We start from the raw sequence: 10,241 nt of genomic DNA, 5'->3' as shown, positions 1-10,241 counted from the left end.
CTTCGTCTGCCCCTAGGCAATTGCGCATGCTGCGGTCGACTCTTGTCTCCCTTTCCGCTCTGCTGCTGCTCGGCGCGTGCGCCCATGGCGGCGACCGTCTCGACAAGGTGGCAATCACCGATGTCGCCCATCGCGACCCCTGGGAAAAGACAAACCGGCGGATCTTCGATGTTTCGATGAAGATCGACCGCTATGCCCTGAAGCCGGTCACAAATGTCTACCGCACGGTTGTCCCCGACGCACCCAGGCGTGGAATCTCCAACGGATACAATCTGTTGCAGGAACCAACGAATATGGGCAACGCAATCGCCCAGGGCAAGGTTAAGAGTGCTTTTCGCGCCTTTGATCGTATCCTCATCAATAGCTTCCTCGGCCTTGGCGTCGCCGATCACGCCAGCGATATGGGGCTTGTTGAACAACCGCATGATTTCGGCCAGACGATGGCCGTCTGGGGCGTGCCGTCCGGCCCGTTCGTGATGCTGCCTTTCCTGGGCCCCAACACCGCGCGCGACAGCGTCGGATTCGTCGTCGATTTCCTGCTTGATCCATTCGATCCGGTCACGAACCGGATCATTTCCCCGCAGGAACGGCTGGTGAATGTCGCCGTGCAGGTGCTCGATACGCGCTCGAACCTCAGGGACAAGGGCGAGCAACTGCTGGTGGGCGCGGCAGACCCTTATGCCACCACCCGCTCCGCCTGGCTGCAACTGCGGCGCTATGAAATCTTCGACGGAAATCTGCCCGCAGAGGAGGAAGAGGATATTCCGCCTCCGCCGGCCGATCCGGCAACGGAAACCTCGGGCGAAACGCCGGCCGTCAGCGGAGAAGCGCCTTCGCCATCCGCCCTTCCCGCTGCTGATACCGCCACAGCGCCTTCCAGACCGGCAACCGAAGCTCCGGCGGACGCCCCTCGGCCAGATTGAGGATCTGCAGGCAAAACCAGGCCTGCACGCCGAAGCCGTTCAGCATCTTAACGAACGCGCCACCCGCTTCGGGTGAAAACGGGCCAGGCCCCAGCCGCAGCTGCTTTTCCCATGCGGGCAGAACCGCGACCGGATCGGCCAGCAGCCGCGCCGGCCCATCAGGATCGGTGCACAGCGGACGCGCCAGCCCCACGATGTCGCAGGCGCCGCCATCGATCGCGGCCGCCATCGCCGCCGCGCTGCGAAACCCGCCCGTCACCATCAGCGGCGTCCGAACAGCCGCGCGCAGCCGCTCCGCCTCGGCCAGGAAATAGGCCTCGCGTCGGGCGGATCGCGCCTCGCCGGGCGAAAGCCCGTCGGAATCCATCATGCGCGGCTGTTCATAATTGCCGCCGGAAATTTCCAGGAAATCAATCCCTTCCGCTTCCAGCATCTGGGCCACAAGCCGGGACTCCTCAACCGCGAAGCCACCTCGCTGGAAATCCGCAGAGTTCAGCTTGACCGCCACGCCAAATCCGGGCCCTGCCGTCGCCTTTGCGGCCCGCACCGCTTCCAGCAGGAACCGCGCCCGGTTCTCCAGGCTGCCGCCGAACCGGTCCGTCCGCTGGTTCGCCAGCGGCGACAGGAAAGATGAGAGCAGATAGCCATGCGCACCGTGCAGCTGCACGCCGGCGAATCCCGCCGCCCGGCACACAGCCGCCGCGTGCCCGAAGGCCACGATCAGTCCGTCGATCTCCGCCTCGCTCAGCGCTTCAGGCACGCCGAACTGCTTGCCCGGCAGCGCCACGGGGATCGCGCTCGGCGCCTTGGGATGCGCGTTCACCGTAATCGGCGTCTGCCGCCCGGCATGCGATAGCTGAACATAACAGGCCGCCCCGCCCGCCGATGCTGCCGCAGCATAGGCCGACAGCGCCGCCATCGCCTCCGCGGATTGCGGCCCCTCGATCGCGACGTTTCCGGGCCGTTCCAGATGTCGCCGGCTGACCTGCACATTTCCGGTGATCAACAGCCCAGCGCCCCCTTCCGCCCAGCGGCGATAGAGGCGCGCATGCGCGGCCGTTGCACGGTTTGCCGGATCCGCGAGCCCTTCGGTCATCGCGGATTTGCCGAGCCTGTTCTTCAGAACGACGCCGGATGCCAACGTCAACGGGGTTGCGAGGCTGTTCATGAACGGGGCATAGGCAACAGGGTTGCCCGGCGAAAGGAACGCTTGTGAGAGGATTTCCGCTGTTGCTGTCCGCCATCCTGCTTGCGGCCTGCGGCGGCAATCAGGACGCCGATGGCGCCCAGGCGACGCGCGCCGGGGTCGAACGTGCCAACGCCGACATCCGCGCGGCCGAGGCAGCCACCCGCGCCCCTGTCAGCGTGAATCGATCCGTCGCAGAACTGACGGGCAAGCCCGTTCGCGACGCGCGGGACGCCCCAACCCCGCCCAAGGCGCAGGAAGCCCCAGCGCAGCTGGCCGAAGCGGACCCCGAACCGGCGGCGGCGGCCCCCGCCCCGCCGCCCCCTTCGGACGCGCGCTAGCGCAGCATCAGGCCGCCATCGATCGCGATGGATTGCCCCGTAATATAGGGTGCCCGCGATGAAGCCAGGAACAGCACCGTTTCCGCCACTTCCTCGGGCTCGCCCCAGCGGCGCATCGGCACGGATTTCATCAGCCGCTTCTCATAGTCGGCGTCGGTTCGCTGGATCTCCGTCATCCGGGTGCGGATGAAGCCGGGCGCCACCATGTTCACCCGGATGCCATCCGGCGCCCATTTGTCGGCCAGCGCCCGTGTCAGCCCCAGCAGCCCCGCCTTCGACGCCGTGTAGGCTGGCGTCTCGCGCAGGGCGAGGAAGCTGGAAAGCGAGCCCATGTTCACGATCGCTCCGCCCCGCGCCTTCAGGGCGGGATGCAGCGCCGCGCTCAACGCCATCACCGAATTCAGGTTCACGTCGATGACGGCCCGGAACCCGGCCTCGGTATATTCGTCCGCCCGGCCCGTGCCGGCGTTGTTCACCAGGATGTCGATTTCGCCTGCGGCTTTCGCTGTCGCGGCGGCCGTTTCCGCCTTGGTGAAGTCAGCCTGGATGTAGGTGAAACCGGACAGATCATCGGCATAGTCCGTCGCCGCCGCCCGCGTTCCCGTGATCAGCACGGTTGCGCCATTGTCCTTGAAGGCCCTTGCGGTCGCTAGTCCGATGCCCTGGCTGCCGCCTGTAACCAGCACGCGCTTGCCCTTGAATTCAGGCCATGATCCGCTCATTCCGAAACCCTTTCCGTTCCCGGTCGTTCCGCAAAGTCAATGAAGCGGCGGCGGAAAACCGCAATCAGCCAAAAGAAGGGGCCGACAGCCCGTCTTGCCCCGTTGCAGCAATTGGGTCATTACCCGGGGCCGAGGGGAAATGCCGTCGGCCGTTCGCATTCGGCCATGCAGGGAGTTTTTGCCGATGCACGCGTCCTCCACCCATCTGTCCCTCGCCACCCTGTTCGCGTCCGCCCTTCTGCTTGCAGCTTGCAAGGACGAGCCGAAGGTTTTCGTGAAGACGGATGGCGAAACCAGCATCGTGACTGGATCGGATGACGCCATCGTCAACAGCGCCGGAGACGGCGAAAGCCTGGCGCTCGCCACCGAGCTTCCGGCCTTCGCCCCGGCCTATCCGGGTGCCCGCCTGCGCACCCAGGTTTCGGACGGCAAGACAGGCGGTCGTGGTGGCCTGGTGGTGTTCGAAACTGCCGATCCGGTGGAAAAGGTTGCCGCCTTCTACGATGCCCGCGCCCAAGAGCTTGGCGTGAAGCCCGGCATGGTGGTGAACGAGAAGGACAGCGCTGTCCGGATCTTCGCCGGACGCGACGGGAAGGACAAGGCCGGCGGTGCGCTGGTCGCCATTTCCAAATCGGAAAAGGGCCTTGGCACCGAAATCGTCATCACGGCGGGAATGGCGGACGCCCATATCCGTCGGATGGAGAAGGACAAGGACGCCTGGCGCGAATCCGCCAACCCGATCCGCCTGCAATAGCACGCCCGCCCCCTGCCGCATTTGGCGGGCTGGCCCCGGCGCGCCCGAACGCTTAGGCTGCGCACATGTTCCTTCACTTTCTGGACGAATTGCGCGCCGCGAAGATCCCGGCCTCGCTGAAAGAGCATCTGATGCTGCTGGAGGCGATGCAGGAAGGCGTCATCGAAAATCGCGTCGAGGAATTCTATTATCTGTCGCGCGCCATCTATGTGAAGGATGAAGGCCTTCTCGACCGGTTCGATCAGGTTTTCGGGAAGGTTTTCAAGGGCCTTGATACCACCATCGACACGGGCACGGTGGAAATTCCCGAAGAATGGCTGCGGAAACTCGCCGAGCTCTACCTCACGCCCGAGGAGATGGCCGAGATCAAGTCGCTCGGCTCATGGGATGAAATCATGGAGACGCTGAAGAAGCGTCTCGAGGAGCAGCAGAAGCGCCACGAAGGCGGCAACAAGTGGATCGGCACGGCGGGGAAATCACCCTACGGCGCCAACGGCTACAACCCCGAAGGGGTCCGCATCGGGCAGGACAAGAACCGCCAGGGCAAGGCCCTGAAGGTCTGGGACAAACGCGACTTCAAGAATCTGGATTCAACAGTCGAGCTTGGCACCCGCAACATCAAGGTGGCGCTCAGGCGCCTGCGGAAATTCGCCCGCGAAGGCGCTGCGGACGAACTGGACCTGGACGCAACCATCAAGGGCACCGCTCGCAAGGCGTATCTGGACATCGTGATGCGACCCGAACGGCACAATGCCGTGAAACTGCTGCTGTTCCTGGATGTCGGCGGTTCGATGGATCCGCATGTGAAGGTGATGGAAGAGCTGTTCTCCGCCGCGCGGACGGAATTCAAGCATCTGGAATATTTCTACTTCCACAACTGCCCCTATGAGGCGGTCTGGAAAGACAACAAGCGCCGCTGGTCGGAACGCACGCCCACCTTCGATGTGCTTCACAAATTCCCGCATGATTACAAGCTTCTGTTCGTCGGCGACGCGTCCATGAGCCCGTATGAAATCAACTATGCCGGCGGCTCCGTGGAGCATTGGAACGAAGAGGCGGGTGAAGTGTGGATGAAGCGCCTCACCGGTGTCTATCATTCGGCTGCCTGGCTGAATCCGATCCCCGAACAGCATTGGGGCCACAGCCAGTCGATCCAGATGATCCGGACGCTGATGGAAGGCCGCATGTTCCCGCTGACTCTGGACGGACTCGACCGCGCGATGCGGGAACTCTCCCGCAGTCGCTGAATAAGCCGAAATCCCCCCTGCCCGCTGGCGCCGAACGCACCGGCCAGCCCGTGCTGCAGGCCATCGCCGCCTGCCTGAAACGACATGACAGGCAGCGCCAGCAATAGGGCATCAACCCCGCGATCCCGCGAATTGCGCTTGCACCGCGCGGCGGAGACGGCCAAATCTTGGGTCCTGCACGCGCAAATGGAGGAAGACATGGGGCTGTTCTCGACCTTGAAGGATGCGATCTTCGGCAGCGACGAGGCGAAGGAAATCGCCGTGAAGAAGGCGCCGCCCGCGCCCGCCGCCGCCACGCCGCCGCCGCCCAAGCCGCAACCTGTCGATCTGGAGGAAACGCTGGCCTACATGGCGCAGAAGCGCGGCCAGCCCTCCAACTACAAGACCTCCATTGTCGATCTCATGAAGCTCGTCGGGATGGACAGCTCGCTGGCCGCCCGCAAGGAACTGGCGACGGATCTCGGCTATACCGGCGCACTCGACGGCAGCGCGGAAATGAACATCTGGCTGCACAAGAAGGTGATGGAAAAGCTGGCGACCGCCACCGTCTGACGGATCAGCGTCTCAGCACGAACAGCGCGTGGTCCGCCCTCAGGTTGGGCCACGCGCCGATCCGCTTCTCCCCCGCCAGATAGGCCTCGCGCTCGATCGTCAGGGCCATATCGGCGGCAAGCGCACGAAAATCGTCGATCGTGCAGAAGTGGATATTCTCGGTTTCGTACCAGCTGACCGGCAGCGTCCGCGTCACAGGCATCCGGCCCTTCAGCAGCAGATGCGCCCGCACCCGCCAGAAACCGAAATTCGGGAAGGCGACGACGGCGCGCCGCCCGATCCGCACCAGTTCCGCCAGCACCCGGTGCGGCGCTTCCATCGCCTGCAACGTTTCGGACAGGATCGCATAGTCGACGGACTGATCCGGAAAAACCGCAAGGTCGCTTGTCGCATCCCCCTGCACCACCGATAGCCCGCGCCCCACGGCCGCCGCCACTCGCACGGGGTCCAGCTCGATTCCGCGACCGTCCACCTGCTTCACATCGCGCAGCCAGGCCAGCAGCCGGCCATCGGAACAGCCCACATCAAGCACAGATGCGCCGGCCGGAATCTGCTCCGCCACCTGGCGAAGCCTCACGGTCAGCCCGTTCATGCCGTCTGCTCCACCGCTTTCAGGAACCCGTCCACCACGTCGTTCAGCCCGGGCGTATCCAGAAGGAAGGCGTCATGGCCGAACGGGCTTGTCAGCTCCACGAAGCTCGCATGCCGCCCGGCCGCCACCAGCGCCTGCACGATGCGTTTCGATTCGGCGGTAGGATACAGCCAGTCGGTATCGAACGAGATCACGCAGAAGCGCGCCTGGGTCTGGGCGAATGCCTGCGCCAGTTGCCCGCCATAATCCTCGGCCAGGTCGAAGTAATCGAGCGCCCGGGTGATGTAGAGATAGGCGTTGGCATCGAACCGGTCGACGAAGCTCATTCCCTGGTGACGCAGATAGGATTCGATCTGGAAATCCGCATCGAAGCCGAAGCTTTTCGCCGTGCCCTGCTGCAGGTGGCGGCCGAACTTCGCCGTCAGCCCCGCTTCCGACAGATAGGTGATATGGGCCGCCATCCGCGCGACGGCCAGGCCCTTCGTCGGCCCCTCGCCCGCGCCATAGGCCCCGCCCTTCCACTTCGGATCGGCCATGATGGCCTGCCGCCCCACTTCGTGGAAGGCGATGTTCTGCGCGCTGTGCCGCGCGGCGCTGGCGATGACCACCACGGATCGCACCCGGTGCGGATAGCTGGCCGCCCATTGCAGCGCCTGCATCCCGCCCATTGAGCCGCCCACCACCGCAAGCAGGGTGCCCACCCCAAGCGAATCGAGCAGCCCGGCCTGCGCGCGGACCATGTCCGCAATCGTGATCACCGGGAATCGCAGTCCCCATGGGGCGCCATCTTCCGGATGCGGGCTGGCGGGCCCTTCGCTGCCCATGCAGCCGCCGATCACGTTGGAGCAGATGATGAAGTGCCGCTCAGGGTCGATCGGCAGCCCCGGCCCCACCATGCGGGTCCACCAGCCGGGCTTTGCCGTCAGCGGATGGCGGCTCGCCACATACTGGTCGCCCGTCAGCGCGTGGCAGATCAGGATCGCGTTGGACCTGTCGGCGTTCAGCTCACCCAGCGTTTCATAGGCGACAGCAGGGCGCGGCAGCACCTGCCCGGAAACGAGCGGCAGATCCTGCGGCAGGCGGACATGGGTATGGGCGACTTTGGACGACACGGATGCCGCGCGTAGCAGCGCGGCCCGCCGCTGGCAAAGCCGCCCTGCACTTGCCCCCCGCAGCCCACGCGCCTAACGGCTTCGCCCATGATTGCACCCGTTCCCAATCCGTGGATCTCCGCGATCCAGGCCTATGTTCCCGGCTCGGCGAAGGGCGGCGGCCACGCCAGCCCGGTGAAGCTCTCCTCCAATGAGAACCCCTGGGGCGCCAGCCCGCTCGCGATCGAGGCCGTGAAGGAGGCAGCCGCCGGCAGCCACCGCTATCCGGACGGCTCGGCCGAGGTGCTGCGCCGGAAGATCGCGAAACTGCACGGTCTCAACCCGGATCTCGTCGTCTGCGGCACCGGCTCGGACGAGATTCTTCAGCTGCTGCCGATGATCTACTGCAAGCCGGGCGACAGCGTGGTGCATGTGAACCATGGCTTCATGGTCTATCCAATCGCCGCCCGGCGCGCCGGCGCGGAACCGCTGGCCGCCCCGGATGCGGACTATGCCGCCGACGTGGACGCCATCCTCGGGACTGTCCGCGAAGACACCCGCATCGTCTTTCTGGCGAACCCGAACAACCCGACCGGCACGATGATCCCGGCCAGCGAAGTCGCCCGCCTGCACGCTGGCCTTCGCCGCGACGTGCTGCTGGTGGTGGACCAGGCCTATGCCGAATATCTGGATCAGGCGGATCCGGATGGCGGGCTCGCCCTTGCACAGACGACGAACAATGTCCTCGTCACCCGCACCTTCTCGAAGATCTATGGCCTGGGCGGCCTGCGCGTGGGCTGGGCCACCGGCCCTGCGGCCATCATCCGGGAACTGAATCGGGTTCGTGCGCCCTTCCCCATCTCCGTCCCCGCGCTGGCGGCGGCGGAAGCCGCGCTGGACGATCAGGATTTCGTCGCCCGCTGCCGCGCCTGGAACCGGGAACAGCGCACGCGCCTGTCCGATGCGATCGAGCGGCTGGGCAACAAGGGCTTTCGCGCCATACCGTCCGAAGGCAATTTCGTGCTGATGATCTGCCCCGAAACCGGCCCGCTGACAGCCGAACTGGTGCACAAAGGCCTGGCCGAACGCGGGTTCCTCACCCGCTGGCTGCCCGGTCAGGGCCTGCCGCACGCGGTTCGCATTTCCGTCGGCACGGCGGATGAAACCGGCGGCGTGATCGGAGCCCTGAACGATATCGCGGCCAGCGCCTGATGCTGCCGTTCGCGCGTGTCTCGATCATCGGCATGGGCCTGATCGGCTCTAGCCTGGCGCGCGCCATCCGTCTGCACATGCCGACAGTGCGGATCACCGGCACCGATGCCGATGCAGGCGTGCGCGAACGCGTGCGGGAACTGGGCCTTGTGGATGATGTGACGGATACGCCCGGTGCCGCGGTCGTCGATGCCGATCTGGTGGTCCTGGCTGTCCCGCTGGGGGCCTTTGCAGCCGTTGGTGCGGAAATCGCTGCGGATCTTTCCGCCGGCGCGGTCGTCTCGGATGTCGGGTCCGCCAAGCAGATCGTGCTCGATTCGCTGGCCCCGCTGATGCCGGCCGACGTGCATCTGATCCCCGCCCACCCTGTGGCTGGCACCGAACGATCCGGCCCCGATGCCGGCTTCCCCACGCTGTTCGAAGGCCGCTGGTGCATCATCACACCGCCGCCCGGCGCCGATGAAGCGGCCGTCGCCCGCCTGTCCGAATTCTGGGCGCGGCTGGGCTCGAAGGTCGATCGGATGGAACCGCGCCACCATGATCTGGTGCTGGCCGTGACCAGCCATATTCCGCACCTGATCGCCTATTCGATCGTGGGCACCGCCGCCGATCTGGAAGGTGTCACAAGGGGTGAAGTGATCAAATATTCCGCCGGCGGCTTCCGCGATTTCACCCGCATCGCCGCCTCCGATCCGACCATGTGGCGAGACGTGTTCCTGACCAACCGGGACGCCGTGCTGGAAGTGCTGGGCCGCGTGAGCGAGGATCTGGCCGTGCTGCAACGCGCCATCCGCTGGGGCGAAGGCGATGCCCTGTTCCAGCGCTTCGCCAGCAGCCGGGACATCCGCCGTGCGATCATCGATGCCGGGCAGGATACACCGGACCCGGATTTCGGCCGCCAGCACTGAGGCTTCGCCTATCAAGGGGGCTGGATCGGCAGTCACCCCTTTAGCGAAGGCAGTGGGAAACATGTGCAAAGCTGAACGGCTCTCAGGCCTCCAGCTCCTCCTCGCTTCCGGCGGCCAGGATTCGCTGCGCCAGTCCATGCGGATGCCCCGCCCGCGCAAAGGCCCCCAGTTGCCGCGCCTTCAGCTTCGGATCGTCGTGGGGCGGGCCAAACGGGCCAAGCCGCCTGCGCCGGGCAAAATCAACAGCGGCCGCCCATGGATCATGGCCTTCCAGCACGGCGCTCCGCGTGCCGGCATCGATTCCGTGGGCGCTCAGCGCCGCCCGAAGCCGCCCTGCCCCCATGCCGCGCCGGGAAAGCCCGCGTACCCGCGCCTCGGCAAAGGCCGCATCATTCACATAGCCCAGTGCCACCATCCGGTCCGCAATCGCGTCCGGATCGGGCGGCGCGACATCCTCTTTCCAGCCCCGCTGGCGGATTTTCTGGTTCAGAAGTCGCAGCAGCCGGGCGCGGCTGGTCTGGAATCGCTCCAGATAACGCAGCGCAATCGCCTCCAGCGCCGGCTGATCCAGCGGGGGCGGGGGCTTGCGTGGCCCTTTGGCGCGTCTGTCGGGGCCCATTTGCCACCTTGCTGCCACAGTTCGGGCCTGTTTTGAACCAGTCTGGGGTTCATCTGCGCAAGTGCAGGCTGCCGTTAACCGTGCTATGCGCGAA

At 65.6% G+C, this 10,241-nt stretch carries 12 protein-coding genes; 7 read left to right on the top strand and 5 right to left on the bottom strand.

The window, feature by feature from the left end; genetic code table 11:
- Positions 1–26 precede the first annotated feature (26 nt).
- On the top strand, positions 27–923 hold the full coding sequence (locus tag ACW9TV_RS09780) for an MlaA family lipoprotein (protein ID WP_494303291.1): 897 nt from the start codon (positions 27–29) through the stop codon (positions 921–923).
- Here ACW9TV_RS09780 and ACW9TV_RS09775 read toward each other — a convergent pair.
- On the bottom strand, positions 817–2,091 hold the full coding sequence (locus tag ACW9TV_RS09775; RefSeq protein ID WP_494303290.1) for an NADH:flavin oxidoreductase/NADH oxidase family protein: 1,275 nt from the start codon (positions 2,089–2,091) through the stop codon (positions 817–819). The two genes, ACW9TV_RS09780 and ACW9TV_RS09775, sit on opposite strands and share 107 nt — an antisense overlap.
- Before the next feature lie 44 nt (positions 2,092–2,135).
- Here ACW9TV_RS09775 and ACW9TV_RS09770 point away from each other — a divergent pair, with 44 nt between their 5' ends.
- Positions 2,136–2,450, top strand: a complete 315-nt coding sequence (locus ACW9TV_RS09770) for a hypothetical protein (protein WP_494303289.1) — start codon at positions 2,136–2,138, stop codon at positions 2,448–2,450.
- Here the strand turns inward: ACW9TV_RS09770 and ACW9TV_RS09765 are convergent.
- Positions 2,447–3,172, bottom strand: coding sequence for an SDR family NAD(P)-dependent oxidoreductase (locus ACW9TV_RS09765; protein ID WP_494303288.1), 726 nt, complete (start codon positions 3,170–3,172; stop codon positions 2,447–2,449). The genes ACW9TV_RS09770 and ACW9TV_RS09765 overlap by 4 nt on opposite strands.
- 184 nt (positions 3,173–3,356) lie before the next feature.
- Here ACW9TV_RS09765 and ACW9TV_RS09760 point away from each other — a divergent pair, with 184 nt between their 5' ends.
- The 3 genes from ACW9TV_RS09760 (at position 3,357) to ACW9TV_RS09750 (ending at position 5,725) form a co-directional block, all read left to right on the top strand.
- Complete coding sequence (locus ACW9TV_RS09760) at positions 3,357–3,926, top strand: hypothetical protein (RefSeq protein ID WP_494303287.1); 570 nt, start codon at positions 3,357–3,359, stop codon at positions 3,924–3,926.
- Between the two features lie 65 nt (positions 3,927–3,991).
- Positions 3,992–5,173, top strand: a complete 1,182-nt coding sequence (locus ACW9TV_RS09755; RefSeq protein WP_494303286.1) for a vWA domain-containing protein — start codon at positions 3,992–3,994, stop codon at positions 5,171–5,173.
- 198 nt (positions 5,174–5,371) lie between these two features.
- Entirely contained in the window at positions 5,372–5,725 is a 354-nt protein-coding gene (locus ACW9TV_RS09750; RefSeq protein WP_494303285.1) for a DUF3597 domain-containing protein, read from the top strand.
- Positions 5,726–5,729: 4 nt separating this feature from the next.
- Here ACW9TV_RS09750 and metW read toward each other — a convergent pair whose 3' ends face one another.
- Together metW and metX are read right to left on the bottom strand one after the other, a co-directional pair.
- Complete coding sequence (metW, locus tag ACW9TV_RS09745) at positions 5,730–6,317, bottom strand: methionine biosynthesis protein MetW (RefSeq protein WP_494303284.1); 588 nt, start codon at positions 6,315–6,317, stop codon at positions 5,730–5,732.
- The gene (gene metX / locus ACW9TV_RS09740; protein WP_494303283.1) at positions 6,314–7,429 is read right to left on the bottom strand and encodes a homoserine O-acetyltransferase MetX; all 1,116 of its coding nucleotides are present in this window, start codon (positions 7,427–7,429) and stop codon (positions 6,314–6,316) included. Before metX ends, metW begins: the two co-directional genes overlap by 4 nt.
- Before the next feature lie 87 nt (positions 7,430–7,516).
- Between metX and hisC the strand changes: the two genes are divergently transcribed.
- Positions 7,517–8,620, top strand: a complete 1,104-nt coding sequence (gene hisC / locus ACW9TV_RS09735; RefSeq protein ID WP_494303282.1) for a histidinol-phosphate transaminase — start codon at positions 7,517–7,519, stop codon at positions 8,618–8,620.
- Positions 8,620–9,528, top strand: coding sequence for a prephenate/arogenate dehydrogenase family protein (locus ACW9TV_RS09730; RefSeq protein ID WP_494303281.1), 909 nt, complete (start codon positions 8,620–8,622; stop codon positions 9,526–9,528). The genes hisC and ACW9TV_RS09730 overlap by 1 nt, the downstream gene beginning before the upstream one ends.
- Before the next feature lie 82 nt (positions 9,529–9,610).
- Here ACW9TV_RS09730 and ACW9TV_RS09725 read toward each other — a convergent pair whose 3' ends face one another.
- Positions 9,611–10,147: a regulatory protein RecX gene (locus tag ACW9TV_RS09725; RefSeq protein WP_494303280.1), complete on the bottom strand. Its 537-nt coding sequence runs from the start codon at positions 10,145–10,147 to the stop codon at positions 9,611–9,613.
- Positions 10,148–10,241 lie beyond the last annotated feature (94 nt).

Source organism: Sandaracinobacter sp. T42, from assembly GCF_059115405.1.
This window is presented reverse-complemented; position numbering and strand designations above follow the sequence as displayed.

What these genes read in the sequence shown, in the direction of transcription:
- ACW9TV_RS09780 (WP_494303291.1), top strand. Translation starts at nt 27, where the DNA reads ATGCTGCGGTCGACTCTTGTCTCCCTTTCCGCTCTGCTGCTGCTCGGC.
- ACW9TV_RS09775 (WP_494303290.1), bottom strand. Translation starts at nt 2,091, where the DNA reads ATGAACAGCCTCGCAACCCCGTTGACGTTGGCATCCGGCGTCGTTCTG.
- ACW9TV_RS09765 (WP_494303288.1), bottom strand. Translation starts at nt 3,172, where the DNA reads ATGAGCGGATCATGGCCTGAATTCAAGGGCAAGCGCGTGCTGGTTACA.
- ACW9TV_RS09760 (WP_494303287.1), top strand. Translation starts at nt 3,357, where the DNA reads ATGCACGCGTCCTCCACCCATCTGTCCCTCGCCACCCTGTTCGCGTCC.
- ACW9TV_RS09755 (WP_494303286.1), top strand. Translation starts at nt 3,992, where the DNA reads ATGTTCCTTCACTTTCTGGACGAATTGCGCGCCGCGAAGATCCCGGCC.
- ACW9TV_RS09750 (WP_494303285.1), top strand. Translation starts at nt 5,372, where the DNA reads ATGGGGCTGTTCTCGACCTTGAAGGATGCGATCTTCGGCAGCGACGAG.
- metW (WP_494303284.1), bottom strand. Translation starts at nt 6,317, where the DNA reads ATGAACGGGCTGACCGTGAGGCTTCGCCAGGTGGCGGAGCAGATTCCG.
- hisC (WP_494303282.1), top strand. Translation starts at nt 7,517, where the DNA reads ATGATTGCACCCGTTCCCAATCCGTGGATCTCCGCGATCCAGGCCTAT.
- ACW9TV_RS09730 (WP_494303281.1), top strand. Translation starts at nt 8,620, where the DNA reads ATGCTGCCGTTCGCGCGTGTCTCGATCATCGGCATGGGCCTGATCGGC.
- ACW9TV_RS09725 (WP_494303280.1), bottom strand. Translation starts at nt 10,147, where the DNA reads ATGGGCCCCGACAGACGCGCCAAAGGGCCACGCAAGCCCCCGCCCCCG.